Annotated in this window: 18 protein-coding genes and 1 pseudogene; 6 read left to right on the forward strand and 13 right to left on the reverse strand. The window is 72.7% G+C overall.

What is annotated here, in order from left to right:
* Positions 1-74: 74 nt before the first annotated feature.
* The 3 genes from ABZ923_RS35810 to ABZ923_RS35820 all read right to left on the reverse strand — a co-directional run bounded on the left by ABZ923_RS35810 (position 75) and on the right by ABZ923_RS35820 (position 5,465).
* Positions 75-1,691 (reverse strand): CDP-alcohol phosphatidyltransferase, encoded by a 1,617-nt coding sequence (locus ABZ923_RS35810; protein WP_361480740.1) that lies wholly within the window; start codon positions 1,689-1,691, stop codon positions 75-77.
* Positions 1,692-1,914: 223 nt separating this feature from the next.
* Complete coding sequence (locus tag ABZ923_RS35815; RefSeq protein ID WP_361480696.1) at positions 1,915-3,852, reverse strand: glycogen debranching N-terminal domain-containing protein; 1,938 nt, start codon at positions 3,850-3,852, stop codon at positions 1,915-1,917.
* Entirely contained in the window at positions 3,849-5,465 is a 1,617-nt protein-coding gene (locus ABZ923_RS35820) for a hypothetical protein (protein ID WP_361480699.1), read from the reverse strand. The genes ABZ923_RS35815 and ABZ923_RS35820 overlap by 4 nt, the downstream gene beginning before the upstream one ends.
* A 120-nt stretch (positions 5,466-5,585) precedes the next feature.
* On the opposite strand from ABZ923_RS35820, the gene ABZ923_RS35825 reads away from it, so the two are divergent.
* Positions 5,586-6,806, forward strand: coding sequence for an ROK family protein (locus ABZ923_RS35825; RefSeq protein WP_361480702.1), 1,221 nt, complete (start codon positions 5,586-5,588; stop codon positions 6,804-6,806).
* 418 nt (positions 6,807-7,224) lie between these two features.
* Positions 7,225-9,945 (forward strand): pyruvate, phosphate dikinase, encoded by a 2,721-nt coding sequence (gene ppdK / locus ABZ923_RS35830; protein ID WP_361480705.1) that lies wholly within the window; start codon positions 7,225-7,227, stop codon positions 9,943-9,945.
* 134 nt (positions 9,946-10,079) lie between these two features.
* Here the strand turns inward: ppdK and ABZ923_RS35835 are convergent, their stop codons facing one another.
* Together ABZ923_RS35835 and ABZ923_RS35840 are read right to left on the reverse strand one after the other, a co-directional pair.
* Complete coding sequence (locus ABZ923_RS35835) at positions 10,080-11,153, reverse strand: S8 family peptidase (protein WP_361480708.1); 1,074 nt, start codon at positions 11,151-11,153, stop codon at positions 10,080-10,082.
* An 84-nt stretch (positions 11,154-11,237) separates the two neighbouring features.
* Positions 11,238-11,342 (reverse strand): annotated as a pseudogene (locus tag ABZ923_RS35840) (TetR/AcrR family transcriptional regulator); the annotation flags it as partial.
* Between the two features lie 183 nt (positions 11,343-11,525).
* Between ABZ923_RS35840 and ABZ923_RS35845 the strand changes: the two are divergent.
* From ABZ923_RS35845 to ABZ923_RS35855, 3 genes are read left to right on the forward strand one after another with little or no spacing between them, the layout of a single operon-like run.
* The gene (locus ABZ923_RS35845; RefSeq protein ID WP_361480743.1) at positions 11,526-12,767 is read left to right on the forward strand and encodes a sugar ABC transporter substrate-binding protein; all 1,242 of its coding nucleotides are present in this window, start codon (positions 11,526-11,528) and stop codon (positions 12,765-12,767) included.
* On the forward strand, positions 12,764-13,666 hold the full coding sequence (locus ABZ923_RS35850; RefSeq protein WP_361480711.1) for a sugar ABC transporter permease: 903 nt from the start codon (positions 12,764-12,766) through the stop codon (positions 13,664-13,666). Before ABZ923_RS35845 ends, ABZ923_RS35850 begins: the two co-directional genes overlap by 4 nt.
* The gene (locus tag ABZ923_RS35855) at positions 13,659-14,492 is read left to right on the forward strand and encodes a carbohydrate ABC transporter permease (protein WP_361480714.1); all 834 of its coding nucleotides are present in this window, start codon (positions 13,659-13,661) and stop codon (positions 14,490-14,492) included. Before ABZ923_RS35850 ends, ABZ923_RS35855 begins: the two co-directional genes overlap by 8 nt.
* Before the next feature lie 13 nt (positions 14,493-14,505).
* On the opposite strand, the gene ABZ923_RS35860 is transcribed toward ABZ923_RS35855, so the two are convergent.
* The 6 genes from ABZ923_RS35860 to ABZ923_RS35885 all read right to left on the reverse strand — a co-directional run bounded on the left by ABZ923_RS35860 (position 14,506) and on the right by ABZ923_RS35885 (position 21,192).
* The gene (locus tag ABZ923_RS35860) at positions 14,506-15,273 is read right to left on the reverse strand and encodes a glucose 1-dehydrogenase (protein ID WP_361480717.1); all 768 of its coding nucleotides are present in this window, start codon (positions 15,271-15,273) and stop codon (positions 14,506-14,508) included.
* 87 nt (positions 15,274-15,360) lie between these two features.
* Complete coding sequence (locus ABZ923_RS35865) at positions 15,361-15,948, reverse strand: helix-turn-helix domain-containing protein (protein WP_361480720.1); 588 nt, start codon at positions 15,946-15,948, stop codon at positions 15,361-15,363.
* A 41-nt stretch (positions 15,949-15,989) separates the two neighbouring features.
* A complete protein-coding gene (nirD, locus tag ABZ923_RS35870) occupies positions 15,990-16,340 on the reverse strand; it encodes a nitrite reductase small subunit NirD (protein WP_361480723.1) in 351 nt (116 codons plus the stop codon).
* The gene (gene nirB, locus ABZ923_RS35875; protein ID WP_361480726.1) at positions 16,337-18,946 is read right to left on the reverse strand and encodes a nitrite reductase large subunit NirB; all 2,610 of its coding nucleotides are present in this window, start codon (positions 18,944-18,946) and stop codon (positions 16,337-16,339) included. Before nirB ends, nirD begins: the two co-directional genes overlap by 4 nt.
* Positions 18,947-20,161, reverse strand: coding sequence for an FAD-dependent oxidoreductase (locus ABZ923_RS35880; protein WP_361480728.1), 1,215 nt, complete (start codon positions 20,159-20,161; stop codon positions 18,947-18,949).
* Positions 20,162-20,298: 137 nt separating this feature from the next.
* Positions 20,299-21,192 carry an NAD(P)-binding domain-containing protein gene (locus ABZ923_RS35885; protein ID WP_361480731.1) on the reverse strand — a complete coding sequence of 298 codons (894 nt, stop codon included), beginning with the start codon at positions 21,190-21,192 and terminating at the stop codon, positions 20,299-20,301.
* A 98-nt stretch (positions 21,193-21,290) separates the two neighbouring features.
* Between ABZ923_RS35885 and ABZ923_RS35890 the strand changes: the two genes are divergently transcribed.
* Entirely contained in the window at positions 21,291-21,638 is a 348-nt protein-coding gene (locus tag ABZ923_RS35890) for a helix-turn-helix domain-containing protein (RefSeq protein ID WP_361480734.1), read from the forward strand.
* A 24-nt stretch (positions 21,639-21,662) separates the two neighbouring features.
* Here the strand turns inward: ABZ923_RS35890 and ABZ923_RS35895 are convergent, their stop codons facing one another.
* Together ABZ923_RS35895 and ABZ923_RS35900 are read right to left on the reverse strand one after the other, a co-directional pair.
* Positions 21,663-22,259 carry a class F sortase gene (locus ABZ923_RS35895; protein WP_361480746.1) on the reverse strand — a complete coding sequence of 199 codons (597 nt, stop codon included), beginning with the start codon at positions 22,257-22,259 and terminating at the stop codon, positions 21,663-21,665.
* A 304-nt stretch (positions 22,260-22,563) separates the two neighbouring features.
* Positions 22,564-23,073: a hypothetical protein gene (locus ABZ923_RS35900; protein WP_361480737.1), complete on the reverse strand. Its 510-nt coding sequence runs from the start codon at positions 23,071-23,073 to the stop codon at positions 22,564-22,566.
* Positions 23,074-23,328 lie beyond the last annotated feature (255 nt).

Here is a 23,328-nt window from a genome sequence, read left to right on the forward strand (position 1 = left end):
AGGGGCTCCACCCCTGGACCCCGGCCTCGCCCACCCACCACCCGACTCGGTCGGCTGGGAGGGAGCCCCCGGGGTCAGCCGTGTTTCGGGTGGGGAGTCGAGCCGTAGGCCCTCAGGAAGCGGTCCCGGAAGGAGCTCATCTTCCAGACGGGCGCGTCGTGGGCCGGGCGGAGGCCGTCGGTCCAGTTCCAGTCGGCGATCTTGTCGAGCATCCTGGGGTCCTTGGCGACGACCGACACCGGCACGTCACGGCTGGCGTGGTTGCCGCTGACCCGGGAGATGGGCTGGTGGTCGCCGAGGAAGACCAGCACGGTGTCCTTCGTGCCGTAGCGCTCCAGCCACTCGGTCAGCGCGGTCACCGAGTACTGGATCGACTTGCCGTACTCCTCGCGGGACCTGCTGCTGTCGGCGATGACGTCGGCCGCCTTGTTGCCCGCCGCCTCGATGCCCTTGAAGACGGAGCCGTCACCGAGCCGGTCCCAGTCCACCATCTTCGGGATGGGCGCCCACGGCTGGTGGCTGGAGGTCAGGATGAGCAGCGACATCCGGGTCTTCCCGGCGGGCGCCGGCTTGCTGTGCACCCGCTCCTGGTACTGCTGGAGCGCGTACTGGTCGGGCATGGTCGACCAGCTGAACTTCGGTCCCTGGTAGCCGAGCTGGAAGGCGTTGTAGACCTTGTCCAGGCCGTACCACTTCTGCTCCGGCCACCCCTTCTGCACGCCCGGCATGACACCGACCGTGTCGAACGCGCCGGTCTTGCGGAACGCCTCCGTCAGGCTGAGGTGGTCGCTGGCCATGACCGTGCGGTAGCGCTGCTGGTTGCTGATCCACAGCCCCGACATGGTGGTGGAGTGGCCGAGCCAGCTGCTGCCGCCGTAGGTCGCCGAGGTCAGCCAGCCGCTCTTGGCGTGGAAGCCGGCCTTGGCCAGGGCCTTGGTGCGGACGTCGAGGGTCCGGTCCACACCGGGCGCCATGACCGGGTCCTCGATCGCGCTGCGGCCGTAGCTCTCGATGAACGTGAAGATCACGTCCTTGCCGCGCAGGTCGGGCACCAGCTGACCGCCGGGCGTGTTCCCGAACGCGTCGACCCGGGCCACCTTCCGGAACTCCGCCTCGTCCTTCAGCGTGTCCGAGACCCGGCGGGCCTGGATCTTCAGCGCGTTCGCGGTCCGGTCGGAGGCGATCGGCACCCCGGATATCTGCAGCCCGAGGGAGGAGCAGGTGATCCAGACGACCCCGGCGACCAGGGTGCCGCGGGTCGCGGTGCCGGGGTGCCGGGCCAGGAGGTCGGCCAGCCGGACCACGGCCAGCGCGAGCAGGACGAAGAGCAGCAGCACGAGGGCGATCACCCCGCCCACGGCCGCGAGGGTCGCCGTACGCCCGAGGGAGTCCTCCAGGTACGACTCCGCGTCGCCGAACAGGCTCCAGTCCAGGACGACGTTGAAGTTGCGGCCCAGGTACTGGTTGAACCCCATGTCGAGCGCGTTCAGCACGGTCATCGCCCCGAGCAGCATCCCGGACACCGCCGCCAGCACCACCCGGGGCCGCCGCGGCAGCGCGAGCAGCACGGCGGCCCCGATGATCGCCTCGGCCGGTATCCGCAGGAACTTGGCGGGCCCGAGCCGGACCACGGTGTTGGGCATCACCAGCGCGGCGACGACGAGCAGGGCGGCCAGCACGGTGACGCTCACGGACAGGGCCTGCGCGGCGGCTGGATGCTGTTCCCGCCAGCGCCGCCGCCACGCGGACCACACGGTCCAGGGGCGGCGGGACGGGCGTGGGGCGGGTTCGGTGATCTCTTCGGCCACGTCCTCGGCTGACTGGAGCGCACTCATACCCTCCCGTACGACGCCCCGGGAGCCCCCGTTCACCCCGGCCAGGCAAACACCTGGTCAACCCGGCCGGCGGTACGGCTCAGGCGCCCCCGACCGCCGTCAGCAGAGCGAGCGGCGCCGCGGCGGACCGGGCCTCCCGCCCGCACGCGTGCGGATACGGCACCGGTGAGGTGTGCGAAGCACGCCCGTACCCCGCCAGCGCCTCCGGCAACCGGTGCCCGCCCGTCGTCGCCGCGTCGACCAGCGCGTGGGCGACCGTACGGGCCTCGTCGTGCAGCCCGTACCGCGCGAGCCCCAGCGTGATCAGCGCGTTGTCGTGCGGCCAGACCGAGCCCCGGTGGTAGGACAGCGGGTGGTACGCCGCCTGGCCCGAGGCCACCGTGCGGACGCCCCACCCGGAGAAGAAGTCCGGCTCCAGCAGCCGCCGGCCCACCACTTCGCCGTACTCCTTGTCCAGCAGCCCCGACCACAGCAGATGTCCGGCGTCGGAGGCCAGCGCGTCGATCTGCCGGCCCCGCCCGTCCAGGGCCAGCGCCGGGAAGGACCGCTCGCGCATCCAGAAGTCCCGCTGGAAACGGTCCCGGAGGTCGGCCGCGGCCTGCTCCAGCAGCGCGGCGTACGTCTCGTCGGCCCACACCGCCCGCGCCAGCCCCGCCGTACGGCGCAGCGCGTCGTACGCGTAGCCCTGGGCGCCCGCCGCCATCACCGCGCCGGTGGGCCGGGTGCCGTCGGCGCAGCAGATCGCGCCGGGGGAGTCCTTCCAGTTCTGGTTGGCGAGGCCGCCCTCGTCGGCGCGGTAGACGAGGTAGCCGCGGGAGGTCAGGCCGCCGTGGTCGAGCATCCAGCCGATGGCGGCCCGGGCGTGCGGCTCCAGCCGGCGGGCCAGCTCCGTGTCCCCGGTCCGCTCGACGTACGCGCCGAGCAGGACCAGGAACAGCGGGGTGGCGTCGACCGAGCCGTAGTAGCGGGCGAACGGCACCTGGCCGAAGTGGGCCAGCTCGCCGTGCCGCACCTCGTGCACGATCTTGCCGGGCTGGGCGACCGGGGAGCCGCCGGTCTCCGTGGCCTGGGTGGCGGCCAGGGCGAGGAGGGTGGCGGCGGCCGGCTGCGGGCGGTAGGGCAGGGTGAACAGGGAGGTGAGCAGGGCGTCGCGGCCGAGCAGGGTGAGGAACCAGGGGGCGCCGGCCGCCGGTACGCGCAGTTCCTCGCCGTCCGGTCCGGTGGCCGGGACCTGGAGCGCCGCCAGGTCGGCCAGGCCCCGGGCGCAGGCCGCGGCCAGCTCCGGCCAGCCGGTCGGGAAGGCCACGCCCTCCATGAACTCGGCTTCCCGGGCGAGGAGTTGGTCGTGCACGGCGGCGGGGTCGCGGGGCACGCGGACGGCGCGCTTGTCGCCGTGCGGGCGGGCGATCACCCGGAGCAGCAGCTCGGTCGTCCCGTGCGGGGCGAGGTCGAGGGTCCACACCAGGCGGCGGGCGCCGGTCCCGGTCTCCTCCACGGCGTCGGGGGGCGGGTCGGCGGTGATCGTCGTACAGGACCGCCATTCGGCGCGCCGGTAGGTGAACTCGATGCCGTCGTCGAGGACTTCGCGGGAGCGTACGGCGCCGGACTTGGTGTAGGTGCGGTGGTCGGAGCGGAGTTCGAACTGGTCGGTGAAGTCGGCGTCGACGGTGAGCGCGAGCCGGACGGTGGTGGGCACCGGACGGTTGCTGGTCACCTTCATCGACTCCACGAACGAGCTGTCCCCGACGGCCTGTTCCCGGAACAGGGTGTGCGCCGGGGGTTCCTGCCGGCCGCTGCGTGGGACCAGCACGCAGCGGGCCTCGTCCCCGTCCGTCACCGGGGTGAGCACCTCGGGCACGGTGCCGTCGACGGTGAGCTGCCAGCGGCTGAGGTGCCGGGCGTCCCGGACGAACAACCCGTCCGGGGAGTTGCCGCCCCGCACTCCGCTGATGTCGCCGCGGTCGCCCACGGCGGCGAAGGTGGCGCCGTGCACAAGCAGATGATGCCGGTCCGTCATCCCCGGTCCCCTCCTCTGTCACTCCTGTCGAACGGTGCGGTGTCCGTGGGGGGTGCGCCATTTTGTTCGCTCTTGTCCAGCTTTTGACGCTCGTGCGGTGTGGGTCGCCGGTGCAGGAGGTCGAGCGCGAGGGCCGCCGTCCAGCTGAAGCCGGTGGCGCCGCAGGCCTCGCCGGTGTACGGGTCGACGTACTCGGCGAAATCGCTGGTGCCGGCGACTTCCAGCACCGCCTCGCGCAGGGCGTCGGCCCGCTCCCGCTCGCCGTGCGTGCGCAGCCCGTGCTCCAGCAGCCAGCTCGTGTTGAACCAGGCCGGCCCGCGCCAGTACCGGTGCGGGTCGAAGGCCTCGCCGAGCAGGTCGTAGCTCGGCACCAGCCGGGTACGGTCCCCGACCGAGAAGTGCGGCCCGCCCACGGTACGGACCAGCGCGGCGACGATGTCCCGCGGCAGCCCGGGCAACACCAACGGAACCAGCCCGGAGACACCGCGCTCGGGGATGAGGCCGGGGGTGCGGGGCGGGGGGCCGGGGTGGGGAGAGCGGGGTTCGGGTGCGGGTTCGGAGGTGCGGCGCTCCTGTGTGCGGCCGGGGTCAGAGGCGCCGGGGGCGGTGGCGGCTGCGGAGGGGGCGCGGTCGGTGGGTGAGGGGGTGTCCCGTAGGTCGCGGCACAGGAACAGGCCGGACCTCTCGTCCCACAGGCGCTCCACCAGCGCCGCCGTCAGCCGTTCGGCGCGGGCCCGGCGGGCGGAGCCGGTCGCGCCCAGTTCCTCGGCGATCCGGGCGAGGGCGTACTCGGAGGCGATGAGGAGGGCGTTGAACGCCGGGTCCTCCACGGCGAACTCCGCCTCCCCGTCGGCGTATCCGGCGTCCCGGTAGTCCGCGGCCAGCCGCACGTAGCGCCCGTAGTCCAGATCCGTCGGCCGGTCCTCGGCCGCCCCGTGGTCGAGGTCGGCACGGCGGAAGGAGCGGGCCGGGGCCGGGGTGATCCGGGCGAGCGGGGCGTCCCAGCAGGGGCTGTTGTCCATGCCCTGCTCCCAGGGGTGGACCACGCACGCGAGGCCGCCGCCGCCCAGGTCCCGCCGGTGCAGCAGGTACCGGTGCCAGGCGGCCAGCCGCGGGTACACCCGGGCCAGGAAACCGCGGGCCGCGGACAGCCCGGGGTCGGCGCGGTGCACCAGCCAGGCGGCCAGCGCGTGTACCGGTGGCTGCACGATGCCGGACGTCTGTACGGTGCGCGGGGCGCCCGCGCCGCGCCCGGCGGTGGAGGAGCGCCAGAAGTCGGGACTCGGGAAGTACGCGTCCAGCGGTACGGAGGGGTTGAACACGATGTGCGGGACGCGACCGTCGCCCCACTGGGCGGCCAGCAGCGTCTCCAGCTCGGTCTGGGCCCGCAGCGGCGACACGTGCCGCAGCCCGATGGCGATGAACGCGGAGTCCCAGGACCATTGGTGGGGGTACAGGTTCCGGGACGGCACGGTCGAGCCGCCCGTCCAGTTCGCCTCCAGTACCTCGGCCGCTCTGACGTGCAGCGACGCCGTGGCCATGGGTGCGGCCGGTGGATCGTATGCGATCTCGCGCTGGATGGGACGGGCAGTGAGCTGGGCGGTGCGATCCACTCGGGGCTCCCCGAAGACGTCCGGCCGCGCGGGTTTGGCTGCGGCCACCGTAGGGTTACGTCTATTTAACACGCAAAACTCACTATGTAATGCAAGCTTGAGGAACACAAGGGGGTGCGCATGACGGGACGTCCGGGAAGGACCGGCAAGAGCGGAGGCCAGGCGGGAGCCGGCGATCTGCTCGAACTGGTGCGCAGTGGACGGGCCGTGACGCGGGGCGCGCTCCAGCAGGCCACCGGGCTGTCCCGGGCCACCGTCGGCCAGCGCCTGGACCGGCTGTTCCGGGCGGGCTGGCTGCGCGAGGGCGCCGGCGGCCCGGTCGACTCCCCGCTCGGCGGCCGCCCCTCCATCACCCTGGAGTTCGACGACTCCCACGCGGTGGTCCTCGCCGCCGACCTGGACACCCGGCACGCCCGCGCGGCCGTCCTCTCCCTGACCGGCGAGATCCTCGCCGAGCACGCCGGCACGCTGGTGGTGGAGGACGGTCCGGACGCCCTCCTGGCCGAGCTGGGCCGCTGGTTCGGCGAGCTGCTGACCAAGGCCGGGCACACCGGCGAGGAGGTCTGCGGGATCGGGCTCGCGGTGCCGGGCCCGGTGGACAGCGAGACCGGCCTGGTGGTGCAGCCGCCGATCATGCCGGGCTGGGACGGCTACGACATCCGCGGCCGGCTCTCCCGCGCCTTCACCGAGCACACCGGCGCCCCTGCGGTGCCGGTCCTGGTCGACAACGACGCCAACCTCATGGCCTACGGCGAACAGCGCACCGGATACCCCGACTGCACGGCCTTCGTGCTGGTCAAGGTGTCCACGGGCATCGGCGCCGGGGTGGTCGTGGACGGGTCGGTCTACCGGGGCGTCGACGGCGGCGCCGGCGACATCGGGCACATCCGGGTGGGCGCCGACGCGCTGTGCCGGTGCGGGTCGTACGGCTGTCTCGCGGCCGTGGCGAGCGGTGGCGCCGTGGCCCGGCGGCTGGCCGCGAACGGGGTGCCGGCCGCCTCCGGCTCGGACGTGCGGGACCTGCTGGCCGCCGGGCACCCGGAGGCCGCCGCGCTGGCCCGGGAGGCCGGGCGCCAGGTCGGCGACGTGCTGGCGACGGTCGTGACGCTGCTCAACCCGGGCGTGCTGATGATCGCGGGCGACCTCGCCGGCACGCCCTTCCTCACCGGTGTGCGCGAGCTGCTCTACCAGCGGGCGCTCCCTCGTTCCACCGCTCATCTGGAGGTCGTCACCTCCCGGCTCGGCGACCGGGCGGGGCTGATCGGCGCCGGGGCGCTGGTGGTGGAGCACCTGTACGCGCCGGAGCGGGCGGAGGAGCGGCTGTCCCGGATGGGCGTGTGACAGGGCCGTTTCCGCTGCTGGTCGGCGTCCGTCAGGGGGTCCGCATGGTGAAACGAGGCGCTCTGTGGCAGCGTGATTCTCGCCACCCTTGATAAGGGTTGCGCTCAGATGAGCGGATCAAGCACGGCTGCACTTCTCCAAAGGGTGGCACTGGGTGCCACCCTTTGATCGTTCAGCGACCGAAATCAATCGTGGGGGAGGATGCTCATCTGAGCGGAAAACCGCACCTGTGCGCGCGGTTGTCTTCAAGAAGTGAAAACATACGGCCGGCTTCGCTTGCCAAGCCTTGACTTTCGATCCGCTGGCGGACGAGTGGTTACAGGCGCATGACGGGCAAGTGGACGTACCCAGGAACCTTTGATCTGGGTATGTTCCTGGCCGTCAGGGCAGCCACCGTGGCCTCAAGGAGTCGAGACCCGTGTCGGAAAACAAAGAACCCCACGTAGCGAAGTTCGTTTACGACTTCACCGAGGGCAACAAGGACCTCAAGGACCTTCTCGGCGGCAAGGGTGCCAATCTCGCCGAGATGACCAACCTGGGTCTCCCGGTCCCTCCCGGCTTCACGATCACCACGGAGGCCTGCAAGGTCTACCTGGAGAGCGGCGAGGAGCCCGCGGCACTGCGTGACGAGGTCAGTGCGCACCTCGACGCCCTCGAGGCGAAGATGGGCAAGAAGCTGGGCCAGGCCGACGACCCGCTGCTGGTCTCCGTCCGCTCCGGCGCCAAGTTCTCCATGCCCGGCATGATGGACACGGTCCTCAACATCGGCCTGTCGGACAAGTCGGTGCAGGGCCTGGCCGCCCAGGCCGGCGACGAGCGGTTCGCCTGGGACTCCTACCGGCGCCTCATCCAGATGTTCGGCAAGACCGTCCTCGGCGTCGACGGCGAGCTGTTCGAGGAGGCGCTCGACAAGGCCAAGGCCGCCAAGAAGGTCACGGTCGACACCGACCTCGAGGCCGCGGACCTGAAGAAGCTGGTCGCCACCTTCAAGAAGATCGTCAAGAAGGAGGCCGGCCGGGACTTCCCGCAGGACCCGCGCGAGCAGATGGACCTCGCCATCAAGGCGGTCTTCGACTCCTGGAACGGCGACCGCGCCAAGCTGTACCGCCGCCAGGAGCGCATCCCGCACGACCTCGGCACGGCCGTCAACGTCTGTTCGATGGTCTTCGGCAACCTCGGCCCCGACTCCGGCACCGGCGTCGCGTTCACCCGCGACCCCGCCTCGGGCCACCAGGGCGTCTACGGCGACTACCTGCAGAACGCCCAGGGCGAGGACGTCGTCGCGGGCATCCGCAACACCGTCCCGCTCGCCGAGCTGGAGCAGATCGACAAGAAGTCGTACGACCAGCTCATGCAGATCATGGAGACGCTGGAGAACCACTACAAGGACCTCTGCGACATCGAGTTCACGATCGAGCGCGGTCAGCTGTGGATGCTCCAGACCCGCGTCGGCAAGCGCACCGCCGGTGCCGCCTTCCGCATCGCCACCCAGCTGGTGGACCAGGGCCTGATCGACGAGACGGAGGCGCTCCAGCGCGTCACCGGCGCCCAGCTGGCCCAGCTGATGTTCCCGCGCTTCGACGAGCACGCCAAGGTCGAGCAGGTGGCGCGCGGTATCGCCGCGTCCCCGGGTGCGGCGGTCGGCAAGGCGGTCTTCGACTCGTACACCGCGGTCAAGTGGTCCCGCTCGGGCGAGAAGGTGATCCTGGTCCGCCGGGAGACCAACCCCGACGACCTGGACGGCATGATCGCGGCGGAGGGCATCCTCACCTCGCGCGGCGGCAAGACCTCGCACGCGGCCGTCGTCGCCCGCGGCATGGGCAAGACCTGTGTCTGCGGCGCGGAGGAGCTGGAGGTCGACACCAAGCGCCGCCGGATGACGGTCCCCGGCGGGCACATCGTGGAGGAGGGCGACCTCATCTCCATCGACGGCTCGTCCGGCAAGGTCTACCTCGGCGAGGTCCCGGTCGTCCCGTCCCCCGTGGTGGAGTACTTCGAGGGCCGGATGCACCCCGGTGCCGACGACGCCGACGAGCTGGTCGAGGCCGTGCACCGCATGATGGCCTTCGCCGACCGCAAGCGCCGTCTGCGGGTGCGCGCCAACGCCGACAACGCCGAGGACGCGCTGCGCGCCCGCCGCTTCGGCGCCCAGGGCATCGGCCTGTGCCGCACGGAGCACATGTTCCTCGGCGAGCGCCGGGAGATGGTCGAGAAGCTGATCCTCGCCGACACGCAGGAGGAGCGCGAGGCCGCCCTGCGGGAGCTGCTGCCCCTGCAGAAGAAGGACTTCGTCGAACTCTTCGAGGCGATGGACGGCCTGCCCGTCACCATCCGCCTGCTCGACCCGCCGCTGCACGAGTTCCTGCCGGACATCACGGAGCTCTCGGTCCGGGTGGCGCTGGCGGAGTCCCGGCAGGAGCCGCACGAGAACGACCTGCGCCTGCTCCAGGCGGTGCACCGCCTGCACGAGCAGAACCCGATGCTGGGTCTGCGCGGTGTGCGCCTCGGCCTGGTCATCCCCGGCCTGTTCACCATGCAGGTCCGCGCGATCGCGGAGGCGGCGGCCGAGCGCAAGGCGGCCAAGGGCGACCCGCGCGCCGAGATCATGATCCCGCTCGTCGGCACGGTCCAGGAGCTGGAGATCGTCCGCGAGGAGGCGGACCAGGTCATCGCCGAGGTCGAGGCGGCGACCGGTACGCAGCTGAAGCTGGCGATCGGCACGATGATCGAGCTGCCGCGCGCCGCCCTCACGGCGGGCCAGATCGCGGAGGCCGCGGAGTTCTTCTCCTTCGGCACGAACGACCTGACCCAGACGGTGTGGGGCTTCAGCCGGGACGACGTGGAGGCCTCGTTCTTCACGGCGTACCTGGAGAAGGGCATCTTCGGCGTCAGCCCGTTCGAGACGATCGACAAGGACGGCGTCGGCTCCCTGGTGAAGGCGGCCGCGGAGGCCGGCCGGCGCACCCGCCCCGACCTCAAGCTGGGCGTCTGCGGCGAGCACGGCGGTGACCCGGAGTCGGTCCACTTCTTCCACGAGGCGGGCTTGGACTACGTCTCCTGCTCCCCGTTCCGCATCCCGGTCGCCCGCCTGGAGGCCGGCCGGGCGGCCACCCAGTCGGCGGGCAGCGACCACCGCTGACCCACCCGGTCCCCGGAGCCGCCGTCGGTCCCCGACCCTCACCGATCGGCGGCGGCTCCGGCGCACGAAAGAGAAGGGGCGACACTCCGGTGCGGCGGGTGTCGCCCCTTCGGTGCGTCCGCGGCCGGGGCGGGTCAGAGGCCGCCGGTGTTGAGCAGCCGGTTCGGAGTGTCGGCGCGGACGCCGTGCAGGACACCGCGGGTGGCCGTGCGGTCGAGCCAGACATGGACCTCCCGGGCCGTGGCCCGGGGGTGGGCCGACAGGTACAGCGCGATCACGCCGGTCGCATGGGGCGCGGCCCAGGACGTCGCGCCGTAGTCCTCCGTGGTCGTACCGCCGCCGGCGAGGGCGGCGGTCACCTTCTGTCCGGGCGCGTACAGGTCCACGCACCGTCCGTAGCCGGATCCGTAGGAGCCGCCCTCGTCCCACGGGCGGTCCTTGGGGGTGGAGGCCGCCACGACGATCGTGCCGGGCACACCGGCCGGGGAGTGCCTGCAGGCGTCGTCACGGTAGTTGCCGGCCGACACCACCGTCGGGATCCCCGCGTCGACCATCTTCTTCACGGCGGAGTCCACGGCCGCCGACCGGTGGTCGAAGTTGAGCGACATGTTCACCACCGCGGGCTTCTGCGCGTGCGCGGTCACCCACTTGACCGACTTCACCACGGCCGCCTCCGCCGCCGCCGGGGAGCCGCCGCCCTCGCTCTCGCACAGGATGCCCTGGACCCGTACGAGCTGCGCCCCGGGCGCGACCCCGTACTTCGCCCCGCCGATGACACCCGCGACGAACGTGCCGTGGCCGCCCCCGTCCTCGCTGAAGCAGTCACCGGAGTCCTTGCGGCCCACGAAGTCGGCGCCGAGGCGGGCGCGTCCGCCGAACTCCTTGTGGGTGATGTCCATCCCCGTGTCGATCACGTAGACGTGGACGCCCTTGCCGGTGGCGGTGGTGGTGAACCGCCCGTTCAGCGGCCGTGACCGCTGGTCCAGGATGTCCAGGTTCCACGGCACGTGGCGGGTGAGGGACGGCACCCCGCTGTGCGCGACCGCGGACAACTCGCCCACGGCTCCGGGAGACACCGCCGCCGACTCCGCCTTCGCGTGCGCGGGCGGCCTCCCGCCGCCGCCCCCGGCTTCCCCGCCGCAGGCCGAGGCCCCGAGCACCGTCGCCATGGCGACCACCACCAGCCCGGCCTTCGTCATGTTCCGCATCGCCACGTCCCCCCGTCTTCCTGCTCGTGCACAGCCAGCGCACAAGACGACCACGGGGGGCGGGCGGTTCCGCCGCCCCGCGGGTCAGGGGGCGGTCAGCAGGCCGGTCACCAGGGCGCGCAGGCCCTGCTCGTACGTGTCCTCCGAGGTCAGGGCCGCCCAGCGGTCCGCGGCCCGGGACAGGTGGGGGCGAGGCCGGCGACGATGTACGGGTTGCTCATGGCGTCCCCCCAAGACGGTGGCACGTGTTCCGGATGCAGCCGCGTCCGGCGTTCGCCGAGGGGGACACACGGCCGCAACGCGTCTTTCGTAATCGACCTGCATGGTTGATCGTTGGGCTGTGCATCGATGACGGACGTCAGGGGGCACATGATGGCGATCGGACGTAGGGGACTGCTGGCCGCGGGCGCCGGGCTGCTCGCCGCCTGCGGGTCCAACACCGGGCGGAGCGGCGGGGGTTCGCTGACGCAGTGGTACCACCAGTACGGCGAGCCCGGGACGCAGCAGGCCGTCCGGCGGTACGCCGCCGCCTTCGGGAAGGCGCACGTCACGGTGCAGTGGCGGCCGGGGAACTACGACCAGCAGACCGCCGCCGCGCTGCTCACCGACTCCGGGCCCGACGTCTTCGAGGTCAACGGGCCGACACTGGACCAGATCCAGGGCGGGCAGGTGCTCGATCTCACCGAGCTGGTGGAGGGGGTGCGGGACGACTTCAATCCGGCCGTGCTCGGGCCGAAGACGTACCGCGGGCGGGTGTACGGCATTCCGCAGGTCGTCGACACGCAGTTGCTCTACTACCGCAAGAGCCTGCTCAAGAAGGCCGGCCTCGCACCGCCCACCACCCTGGACGCCCTGGTCGACGCCGCCCGCCGGCTCACCACGGGCACGGTGAAGGGGCTCTTCCTGGGCAACGACGGCGGAGCGGGCGTGCTGGGCGGGACCCCGCTGTACGCGGCGGGGTTCCCGCTCGTCACCGACGACGGCAGGGTCGGATTCGACGACCCCGCCGCCGCCCGCACCCTCGGCAAGCTGCACCGGTTCCACACCGACGAGTCCCTGCTCCTCGGCGCGCCCGCCGACTGGTCCGACCCGTCCGCCTTCCTCCAGGGGCTGACCGCGATGCAGTGGTCCGGGCTGTGGGCGCTGCCGCAGGTGCGCAAGGAACTCGGCGACGACTTCGGGGTGCTGCCTTTCCCGGCGGACGGCGGCCGGGGCCGGCCCTCCGTGCCCGTCGGCGCGTACGGGGCCGCGGTCAGCGCGCGCAGCCGGCACCAGGAGGTGGCCAAGGAGTATGTGAAGTGGCTGTGGGTGGACCACACCGACTACCAGGAGGACTTCGCGCTCTCCTACGGCTTCCACATCCCCGCCCGGATCTCGCTCGCGGAGAAGGCCACCGCGCTCGAGGACGGTCCCGCCGCCGACGCCGTGCGGTTCGCCACCGACCACGGCTACGCCCAGCCGCTGCTGTGGACCCCGGCGAGCCAGACCGCCTACCAGGACGCGCTCAGCCGGATCATCCGGGACGGCGCGAGCCCGGAGCGTGAACTGCGGGCCGTCGTACGGAAGGTGTCGGCCGAACTCGACCGCGTGAAGAACGCGAAGAAGCCGTCGTGAGGCGGCGCAGGGCGCTCTGGTTCTGGGTGTTCGTCGGGCCGTTCGCGCTCGGGCTCGCCCTGTTCACGTACGTCCCGCTGCTGTGGAGCGTGGCGCTCAGCTTCTTCGACGCGCACAACACCGTCACGCCCACGCACTTCGTCGGCCTGGACAACTACACGGCCCTGCTGCGGGACGACGCGTTCGTGGCCGGCCTGAAGACGTTCGTGCTGTTCACCGCCTTCATCGTGCCCGTCACCTACGTGTTCTCGCTCTCCCTCGCCCTGATGGTCAACCGGGTCCGGCGCGCCCGGGCCTTCTTCCGGTCCGTGTTCTTCCTGCCGGCCGCGTGCAGCTATGTGGTGGCCGCGCTGATCTGGCGGATGTCGCTGTTCAACGGGGTGCGGTTCGGGCTGGCCAACACCGTGCTGGGCTGGTTCGGCGGCGAACCCGTCGCCTGGCTGGCCACCACCGATCCGCCCTGGTACTGGCTGGTCCTGGTGACCGTACGGCTGTGGCTGCAAGCCGGGTTCTACATGATCCTCTTCCTGGCCGGGCTCCAGCGGATCGACCCGGTGCTGTACGAGGCGGCGGCCGTCGACGGGGCCCGGCCCGGCTGGACGGTGCTGCGGCACATCACCCTGCCCCAGCTGCGCGCCACCTCGGTCGCGGTGGTGCTGCTGCTCGTCGTCAACGCCTTCCAGGCCTTCGACGAGTTCTACAACCTCCTGTCCGACGCGCGGGGTTATCCGCCGTACGCCCGCCCGCCCCTGGTCTACCTCTACTACACCGCCCTCGGGCAGGGGCAGAACCTGGGGCTCGGCAGCGCCGGCGCGGTGCTCCTCGCGCTGGTCGTCGCCGTCGTCACGGTGGGGCAGGCGCGCTGGCTGAGGCTGGGAAGGACGGACGGCGATGGATGACGCCCTGGTGCGGGCCGGGCGGGCGCTGCGGCTGGCGCTGCTGATCGCGCTCGCCCTGTTCTTCCTGATCCCCTTCTACCTGCTGGTGCGCAACGGACTGTCCAGGGAGCGCGACCTCACCTCGCCCGGATGGACCTTCTTCCCGGCGGAGCTGGAGTGGGGGAACATCGGCGAGCTGTTCGGCGACCCCTCCGTGCCCTTCGCGCGGTCCCTGCTCAACTCCGCGCTGATCGCCGTCGCCACCACCCTCGGCACCCTGCTCCTCGCCTCCCTCGCCGGGTACGGCCTCGCCCGCATCCCCTACCGGCACGCGGACAAGGTCTTCTACGGCATCCTGGGCACCCTGCTGGTCCCGGCGGCCGTCACCTTCGTACCCGGCTTCGTGCTGGTGTCGTCGCTGGGCTGGGTCTCCACGCTGCGCGGACTGATCGTCCCCACCCTGTTCTCCGCGTTCGCCTGTTTCGTCTTCCGGCAGTACTTCCTCGGGTTCCCACGGGAGTTGGAGGACGCGGCGCAGGTGGACGGGCTGGGCTACTGGCGGACGTACTGGCTCGTCGTCGTCCCCAACACCCGCCCGGTGTTCGCGGCCGTCGGCACCATCGTGTTCCTCGGCGCGTGGAACTCCTTCCTGTGGCCGCTGGTGATCGGGCAGGACCAGAGCGCCTGGACGGTGCAGGTGGCCCTGTCCTCGTTCACCACCGCCCAGGTCGTACGGCTGCACGAGCTGTTCGTCGCGGCGGCCGTGTCGATCCTGCCGCTGCTGCTGGTGTTCCTGTGTTTCCAGCGGTGGATCGTGGCGGGTGTCGAGCGGTCCGGGATCGACTGACGGGCCGCGGGGCTCAGGCCGTGGAGCCGCCGTCGACCACCAGGTCGGCGCCGACCACCGAGGCCGCGTCGTCCGAGGCCAGGTACAGCACCGCGGCGGCCACCTCCGCGACGGTGGAGACCCGGCCGAGCGGCACCTCGGTGCGCATGCGCGCGGCCCGGCCGGCCTCGGTCTCCCCGTCCCGGTACGACATGTCCGTGGCGGTGGCGCCGGGGCTGACGGCGTTGATGCGTATCCCGTCGGCGATGTGGTCGAGGGCGGCGGCGCGGGTGAGGACCGAGACGGCCGCCTTGCCGGCGGCGTAGCCGGCGGTGCCGGGCAGCCGGCTGTGCACGCCGAGCCGGGAGGCGACGTTGACGATCGCGCCGCCGTCCGGCTGGGTGCGCATCCGGGCGATCTCGGCCTGGAGGGCGAGGAAGACACCGGTGACGTTGATGTCGAGCATCCGCCGCCAGTCCGCCTCGGCCAGGTCGCCGACCGCCTGCCCCCGGCCCGCCAGGACCCCGGCGTTGTTCACCGCCACGTCCAGCGAGCCGAACCGGTCCACGGCGGCGGTCACGAGGGCGTGCAGGTCGGCGGCGCGGGAGACGTCGGCGGTGACGGCGAGCCCCTTGCCGCCCGCGTCCTCGATCAGCGCCAGGGTCTCGTTGAGCGGGTCACGGCGCCGGCCGGCGACGACGACCCGGGCGCCCTCCCGGGCGAGGGCGAGCGCCACCCCGCGGCCGATGCCCGAGCCGGCGCCGGTGACGAGAGCGGTCCGGCCGGTGAAGCGGTGCATCATGGTGAGTCCTTTTCTTGACCGATCGGTTCAGTATGAGGGGCGAGAAAAACGCGCCTCCCACCGGAAGCGCGTTCTCCGTCGTCGTGGTCAGGTGTCCAGCAGCGCCAGGGCCTGCTCGGCGGCGTCCCGCACCCGGGCCGGGTCCGTGGAGGCCTTGCCGACCACCCGCAGTCCCTGGAGCAGCACCAGCAGCAGCCGGGCGAGGGCCAGCGGATCGCGGTCCCGGGCCAGCTCGCCCTGCGCCCGGGCGCGGACCAGGGCGGAGTGCAGCAGGGTCTCCAGGGTGTCCCAGCTGTGCTCCACCCGGCGGGCGGCCTCCCGGTCGTGCGGGGCGAGTTCGACCGCCGTGTTGGTGACCAGGCAGCCCTGCTCCCGGGTCGCCTCGGCGGCGGCCTCGGCGGCGAACCGCCGGACCAGCGCGCGCACGGCCGGCAGTACCGGGCCGGGCGGGGACAGCTCCCGCGTCAGCCGCGGGTCCTGCGCCTGCCCGTACCGGTCCAGCGCCCTCAGGTACAGCTCGTGCTTGCTGCCGAAGGTGGCGTACAGGCTCGCCTTGCCGATGCTCAGGCGCTCGACCAGGTCGGCCATCGACGTCGCCTCGTAGCCGCGCTGCCAGAACAGCTCCAGGGCTGACTGCAGCGCGGCGTCCGGGTCGAATTCCTTGGTCCTGGCCACGTCCCGCAGCCTAGGCTTGTTGGAACGGTCGGTCAAGAAACCTAGAGGGCGCGCACCTCGTAGGCGGCCACCCGCACCGACGCGTCGTCCAGGCACTCCCCGGTGGCCAGGTCGAAGCGCTGCTTCAGCAGCGGGGACGCCACGAACGGGCGGCCCTGGTGGGTGCCGGTCAGGCCGCGGGACAGGACGGCCGCGCCGGTGAACGGGTCGCGGTTGTCGACGGCGTACAGCCGGTCGGCGCGGTCGCGGAACAGCGCCACCTGGCGGCCGTCCGGCAGCAGGGCGGCCACCCCGCGGCCGGGGACCAGCATGCTCAGGTCGCAGACCGTGAACCACTCGTCCGCCAGCTGGAGCTGGACCTTCAGTTCGGTCGTCTCAACTGCCAGGGTCATCGCTGGGCGCTTCCTTCCAGGACGTCGTCGGCGGGCCGCAGACCGATGGTCAGCAGCGGCAGGTCGGGCTTGATCTGGTCGCGCTCGGGGACGAAGGAGACGACCGGGTCCGGGGTGTCCGGCGCGTTCACGAAGGACACGAACCGGGCCAGCCTCTCGGGGTCGTTGACGGTCTCCGCCCACTCGTCGCGGTAGTGGGCGACGTGCGCCTGCATGAGCTTCTCCAGCTCGTCGCAGATGCCGAGCGAGTCGTGCACCACCACGTCCCGTACGTGCTCCAGGCCGCCGGGGATGCGCTCCAGCCAGGTGCTGGTCCGCTCCAGACGGTCCGCCGTACGGATGTAGAACATCAGGAACCGGTCGATCAGCCGGACCAGTTCGGCGTCGGACAGGTCCTGGGCCAGCAGGTCGGCGTGGCGCGGAGTGGCGCCGCCGTTGCCGCCGACGTACAGGTTCCAGCCGTTCGCGGTGGCGATCACGCCGAAGTCCTTCGACTGGGCCTCCGCGCACTCGCGGGCGCACCCGGACACGGCCGACTTCAGCTTGTGCGGGGACCTCAGGCCCCGGTAGCGCAGCTCCAGGTCGATCGCCATCCGGACCGAGTCCTGCACGCCGTACCGGCACCAGGTGGAGCCCACGCAGGACTTCACCGTGCGCAGCGACTTGCCGTACGCGTGCCCCGACTCGAAGCCGGCGTCCACCAACCGCGCCCAGATCAGCGGCAGCTGCTCCACGCGGGCGCCGAACATGTCGATCCGCTGGCCGCCGGTGATCTTCGTGTAGAGGCCGAAGTCCCGGGCGATCTCACCGATCACGATCAGCTTCTCGGGCGCGATCTCCCCGCCGGGGATCCGCGGCACCACCGAGTACGAGCCGTTCTTCTGCAGGTTGGCGAGGAAGTGGTCGTTGGTGTCCTGCAGCGCGGCCTGCTCGCCGTCCAGGACGTAGCCGCTCGCGCCGATCGTGGGGGCGAGGGAGGCGATGATCGAGCCGACCGCCGGCTTGCACACCTCGCAGCCGTCGCCGCCCCGGGCGCCCTCGCGGCCGTAGCGGTCCAGCAGTTCCTGGTACGACGCGATGCGCAGCGCGAGGACGATCTCGTACAGCTCCTCGCGGGTCTGGGAGAAGCAGCCGCACAGGCCCTTGTCGACCTCGACGCCGGACGCCTCCAGTTCGGCGTCGACCAGCTGGCCCAGCACCTTCACACAGCTGCCGCAGCCGGTACCGGCCTTGGTGCACTTCTTCACCTCGGGCACGCTGGTGCACTTGTGCTCGGTGACCGCGCCGCGGATCGTGCCCTTGCTGACGTTGTGGCAGGAGCAGACGATCGCCTCGTCCGGCAGTGCGGACGGGCCGAGCTGGGCCCCCGAGTCGGCTCCGACGGGCAGGACGAGCGACTCGGGGGAGATGGGCGGCACCGAACCGGTGAGCGCGCGCAGGGTGCCGTACGCCTCCGCGTCGCCGACCAGGATGCCGCCGAGCAGCGTGCCGTCCCGGCCGATGACCAGCTTCTTGTACAGGCCGGCGCGGGAGTCGGAGTAGACGACGTCCAGGCAGTCCTCGGTGGTGCCGTGGGCGTCGCCGAAGGAGGCCACGTCCACGCCGAGCAGCTTGAGCTTGGTGGACAGGTCGGCTCCGGTGAAGGAGGCCTCGTCCTCGGCGATCGTCGCCGCCGCCGTCTCCGCCTGCTCGTAACCCGGCGCCACCAGGCCGTACACCCGGCCGTCCGCGGCCAGCGCGCACTCGCCGATCGCGAACACGTGCGGGTCGGAGACGGTCCGGCACTGCTCGTCCACCGCGATGCCGCCGCGCTCGCCGACCCTGAGGCCCGCGGCGCGGGCCAGCTGGTCGCGGGGGCGGACGCCGGCACTGAACACCACCATGTCGGTGGCGAGTTCGGAGCCGTCGGACAGCTTCATGCCGGTGACGGCACCGGTCTCGTCGACGACGATCTCCTGCGTGCCCACACCGGTGTGCACGCTCAGGCCCATGCCCTCGATGGTCCGCAGCAGCGCCGTGCCGCCACCGTCGTCCACCTGCACCGGCATCAGCCGCGGCGCGAACTCCACGATGTGCGCCTCGACCCCGAGACCCTTGAGGGCGCCGGCCGCCTCCAGGCCGAGCAGGCCGCCGCCGACGACGGCACCCGTGGTGGCCTTCGTCCGCGCGTACTCCTCGATGGCCAGCAGGTCCTCGATGGTCCGGTAGACGAAGCAGCCGGTGGCGTCCTTGTGGGGGACCGGCGGGACGAACGGGTAGGAGCCGGTGGCCAGCACGAGGACGTCGTAGTCGACGGTGAGCCCCGAGCGGGCGGTCACCTTCCTCGCCTCGCGGTCGATCGTCTCGGCCGGGTCACCGATGTGCAGCTCGATGCCGTGGTCCTTGACGAACTCCATGTCGGTCAGGGAGAGGTCCTCCGGCGTCTTCCCGGAGAAGTACGAGGTGAGCTGCACGCGGTCGTAGGCCGGACGCGGCTCCTCGCACAGCACGACCACGCGGTGCGTGGCGGTCAGGCCGCGCTCGGCGAGCGCTTCGAGGAAGCGCTGGCCGACCATGCCGTGGCCGACGAGCACGATCGTGGGGGTGGCCCCCAGGGTGGCGGACATTCAGGAGCCTCCATCGTTGGTGAGCAGGTGGAGCAGGGGACCGTCGTCGGGGAGCGGCTCTGCTCCCTCCCAGGCGCGGGCGAGCGCGCCGACGGTGCCGAGTTCGCCGACGAGGACCCCGCCGACCAGGCGGTCGTCGCGGACGACGACCTTGCGGTAGGTGCCGCGGGTGGCGTCGGTCAGCCGCACCACGTCGTCGCCGGGACGGGCCTCCGTCTCGCCGAACGCGGCGAGGTCGAAGGGGGAGTCCGGACCGGTCAGGGTCAGCCGGGTCAGGGAACGGGTGCCGGTGTAGCGGGCACCGGAGTCGCCTGTCAGCAGTGCGGCGAGCGCGTCGGCCTGTTCGAGGGCCGGGGCGGCCAGGCCGTAGACCGTGCCGTCGTGCTGGGCGCAGTCGCCGATGGCGTGGATGTGCGGGTCGGAGGTGCGCAGCTCGTCGTCCACGAGGACGCCCTTGCGTACGGCCAGGCCCGCCTGCTCGGCGAGGCCCGTGCGCGGCCGTACCCCGCAGGCCAGGACCACGAGGTCGGCGTCGAGGGCGTAGCCGTCGGCCAGTTCCACCGACCGGACCGCGCCGGCGACGCAGCGCACGTCCCGGACCCGGCACTCGGTGTGCACCTCGACGCCCAGGCCGGTCAGGTGCCGCAGCACCAGCCGGGAGGCGTCCGGGTCGAGCTGGCGCTCCATGAGCCGCTCGGCCTGCTGGGCGAGCACCACCTGGGCGCCGCGGACGGCGAGCGCGCGGGCCGCGGAGACCCCGAGGAGCCCGCCGCCGATGACGACCGCCCGCACGCCCGGCCGCACGGCCTTGGCCAGGCCCAGGCAGTCGTCCATGGTGCGGAACGCGTGGACGCCCTCGGGGAGCTGGTGGTCCGGGCCGAACAGGCCGCGCAGCGGCGGCAGCACCGGGTTGGAGCCGGTGGCCAGGACCAGCGTGTCGTATGCGATCGACATGCCGTCGGCGCAGTCGACGGTCCGGGCGGCCCGGTCGATGCCGGTGACCCGGGTGCGCAGCAGGCCGGCGGGCGGCGGAAGCGTGATCACCTCCGGCGCGTACCGGCCGGCCAGCACCTCGGCCAGCAGCACCCGGTTGTACGGGGCGTGCTCCTCGTCGCCCACGAGCAGCGCGGGCGTGCCCAGGTCGCCGAGCCGCCGGGCGAGCCGTACGCCCGCGAGGCCGGCGCCGATCACCACCACACGCGTATTCGAGGTCATGCCACGAGCGTGCGGCCCGGACGTTACCCGGCAGCATCACCTCTGTTTCCCGGGAGGAACGCTGCCCTCAGCGGGGCGGCGCACCCTGTGTGAGGGGACTGCGCGGGCCCGGGGGAGGGCTGTGAGGCGGGGACCGGTCAGCGGGTGCGCAGCAGGTCCACCAGGCCGGTGGTGTCCTCCTCGGCGTGGCCCGCCGCCAGGCGGTCGCGCATCAGGTGCAGGAACGGGGTGAGCAGTTCCGCGCTCACGCCCTGTTCCGCGGCCGTGCGCAGCAGCGTCTCGCTGCCCGCGACCTGCATCGCCAGGTTGGAGACGACCCCGGTGGTGTAGTCGCCGGAGGTCAGGCGTTCGGCGGTCTCGTGCGCCATGCCGGCCATCGCGTCCAGCCAGGGCACGAGCAGCGCGGCGAAGCCCTGGGGCGCCACCTCCGTCCCGCGCAGCAGCGCGAACGCGTGGGTGATCCCCGCGAACATGCCGTACATCCCGCTCAGCAGCGCCACGTCGTGCAGCGCGGCGAGACCGGGGTCGGCGCCGACGTACTCGGTGCCGGCCGGGACGGCGAGGGTGTCCCGGTGCTCCTCGAACAGCTCCTGGTGGCCGCTGTAGAGCACGAAGGCGCCGGGCGCGCCGATCATCGGCGGTACGGCCATGATCCCGCCGTCCAGGAACCGGGCGCCCCGCTTCTCGGCCCAGGCGGCGCGCTCCCGGGCGTCGGCGGGGGTGCCGGTGGTGAGGTTCACCAGGTCCCGGCCGGCCAGCTCGGCGGAGTCCAGGGCGGTGCCCACCGAGGCGTCGTCCAGCAGACAGGCCACGACGAGCCGGTTCGCGGCCACCGCCTCCGCCGCGCTGCCCGCCGCCACCGCGCCCTCGGCGGTCAGCGCGGCCGTCCGCTCGGGCGTGCGGTTCCAGACGGTCAGCGGGTGCCCGGCGGAGAGCCAGGCCCGCCCGAGCGCGGTGCCCATCGCACCGGTGCCGAGCAGGGTCAGGGGAGTACGGGGTGCGGAGGAAGAGGAAAGGGAGGTGTCGGTCATGGCGACTAGGCTCACCCGTGGAACCGCCGCGCAGAAGTACGTACTTGCAAGTGGGTGGTTACCAGCGGGAAAGCGTGCGGGTCGGAAGGGGGAGGACCATGCCGGTGGGACGGCGGCCGGGGGCGTACATGTGCGGGACCGACGCGGCGATGGACATCATCGACGGCAAGTGGAAGGTGTCGATCCTGTGGGTGCTGGGCGAATGCGGCACGTGCCGCTTCGGTGAGCTGCGCCGGCAGCTGCCCGGCGTCACGGAGAAGGTGCTCGCCGCCCAGCTGCGCGAGCTGGAGGCCGACGGAGTGGTGCACCGCGAGGAGTACGACGAGGTGCCGCCCCGCGTCGAGTACACGCTGACCCAGAGCGGCCTCCAGCTGAACGAGGCGCTGGAGCCGCTCGGCAGCTGGGGCAGGAGACACGTCCTGGGCGGGGCACCGGCGCCGCACTGAGCCGTCCCGGGCCGCACCTTGCCTTCAGCGGCTGCCCGTCAGATGGGCGAACACCACCACGTTGCCCTGGTAGCCGGTGGTCCTGGAGTAGCCCCCGCCGCAGGTGATGACGCGCAGCTCGGGCCGGGGGGCCGCGCCGTACACCTTGTCGTCGGGGAAGTCGTGCGCCGAGTACACCTCCACCGCGTCCACGGTGAACACGGCCACCGTGCCGTCCCGGCGGTCCACCTCGATGCGGGCGCCCCGCTTGAGCGCGCCCAGGTCGTAGAAGACGGCGGGGCCCTCGGTGTTGTCGACGTGCCCGGCGACGATCGCGGTGCCCGTCTCGCCGGGGGTGGTGCCGGCCTCGTACCAGCCGGCGAGGTTCTTCTCCTTGGCGGGCGGCGCGTCCAGGTTGCCGGAGCGGGTGAGGGCCAGGCCCGTCAAGGGTGCGTTCACCCGGATCGCGGGGATGCGGATGCGCAGCGGCGGGGACGGGGCGAGCGCGGGGGCGCCGGCCCGTTCACCGGCCGGGTCCGGGCGGCCCTCGGCGGCCGCCGGCTGCGGGGGTGTGCCGGGGCGGGTGCCGCCGCCCAGCAGCCACACGCCGGAGCCGAGGGCCACGACGGTGACGGCGGCTATGGCGGTGTCGCCGAGCCGGGCGGCCCTGCCCCGCCCGCCGCCGCGGCTCCGCCGGCGGCCCCTGCTCCACCTGCCGCCGCTGCCGGACCCGGCGCCGTGACCGCACGCGGCGCAGCAGCCGCACCCGGCACCGCCGCCGCACCCCGCGCCGCCGTACCGGCCGCTCCCGGCGTTCCTGCGCATGGCAAACCCCTCTCCCGGGGGCGGACCCCCGAAGCACCCTCCCCCTCCGGGCCGCGAGGGGCGTCGGACCCGGAGGGGGCGGGATGTGCGGTACCGGCGGACGGACAGCGGAGGGTGTCCGTCAGATCCCGTCGCCTCTCGCCCGGCGATGCAGGAGCCAGGTACCGCCCGCGGCGGCGACGGCCAGCGCCGCCACACCCGCCGCGGTCTGCACGGGGTCGGGGCCCAGTCCGCCGCCGACCCCCGTCTTCACGCTTCCCCGCGGCTGCACCTGCTCGTGCGCCGCGCTCAACGCCACCACCAGATCGCCCGTCACCTGCCGGTCGCCCACGGCACACCGGGCGACGATCTCGTACGTCCCCGGCTGCGCGCTCGGCGGCACCCGGAACTGGCCGATCGCCTCGCCCTCGTGCGCACTGGGCGCCAGCATGAACGTGCCGGCACCGACCGCGCCCGCGTCCCCGGTCGCGGCGCCCGCGTCCCCGCACGCGGCCGTGTTCACCGAGACCTGGCCACCGGGCGCCACGGTGGACGGGTAGACGTCCAGACGGCCGGTCTCCACGGCGTGGGCGGGTGCCGCGGCGGCCACGGCGAGCGCGGTACCGGCCAGCAGACGGGCAGTGCGTCGCATGGTGCTCCCCAGAGCTTGTCCGACTCGTCCAGGGGTGCGCCCCTGCCCTTCCGAGGTAAGTCGCAGTCGGGGAGATCCGCTTGCCGAGGCGGGGTCGGCAATGCGGTGAACGGGTGGCGCGAACGGCCCCCCACACGGCCTAGCCGGGAAGGGTTCCGGCAGGTCAGGGCCGTGTGAGGGGCCGGGTGCGAAGAGCACACGATTGGCCTCCACCCGCCGGCCGCACCCCGTGCGGGGTTGAGGGACGCCGAGGAC

The sequence above is a fragment of the Streptomyces sp. NPDC046881 genome, assembly GCF_040645015.1.
GTDB lineage: Bacteria > Actinomycetota > Actinomycetes > Streptomycetales > Streptomycetaceae > Streptomyces.

Bases quoted from the DNA above. Each gene is read 5' to 3' on its own strand.
- ABZ923_RS35815 (WP_361480696.1), bottom strand. From the start codon at position 3,852: ATGACGGACCGGCATCATCTGCTTGTGCACGGCGCCACCTTCGCCGCC.
- ABZ923_RS35890 (WP_361480734.1), top strand. From the start codon at position 21,291: ATGCCGGTGGGACGGCGGCCGGGGGCGTACATGTGCGGGACCGACGCG.
- ABZ923_RS35845 (WP_361480743.1), top strand. From the start codon at position 11,526: ATGGCGATCGGACGTAGGGGACTGCTGGCCGCGGGCGCCGGGCTGCTC.
- ABZ923_RS35860 (WP_361480717.1), bottom strand. From the start codon at position 15,273: ATGATGCACCGCTTCACCGGCCGGACCGCTCTCGTCACCGGCGCCGGC.
- ABZ923_RS35855 (WP_361480714.1), top strand. From the start codon at position 13,659: ATGGATGACGCCCTGGTGCGGGCCGGGCGGGCGCTGCGGCTGGCGCTG.
- nirD (WP_361480723.1), bottom strand. From the start codon at position 16,340: ATGACCCTGGCAGTTGAGACGACCGAACTGAAGGTCCAGCTCCAGCTG.
- ABZ923_RS35885 (WP_361480731.1), bottom strand. From the start codon at position 21,192: ATGACCGACACCTCCCTTTCCTCTTCCTCCGCACCCCGTACTCCCCTG.
- ABZ923_RS35835 (WP_361480708.1), bottom strand. From the start codon at position 11,153: ATGCGGAACATGACGAAGGCCGGGCTGGTGGTGGTCGCCATGGCGACG.
- ABZ923_RS35880 (WP_361480728.1), bottom strand. From the start codon at position 20,161: ATGACCTCGAATACGCGTGTGGTGGTGATCGGCGCCGGCCTCGCGGGC.
- ABZ923_RS35825 (WP_361480702.1), top strand. From the start codon at position 5,586: ATGACGGGACGTCCGGGAAGGACCGGCAAGAGCGGAGGCCAGGCGGGA.
- ABZ923_RS35900 (WP_361480737.1), bottom strand. From the start codon at position 23,073: ATGCGACGCACTGCCCGTCTGCTGGCCGGTACCGCGCTCGCCGTGGCC.
- nirB (WP_361480726.1), bottom strand. From the start codon at position 18,946: ATGTCCGCCACCCTGGGGGCCACCCCCACGATCGTGCTCGTCGGCCAC.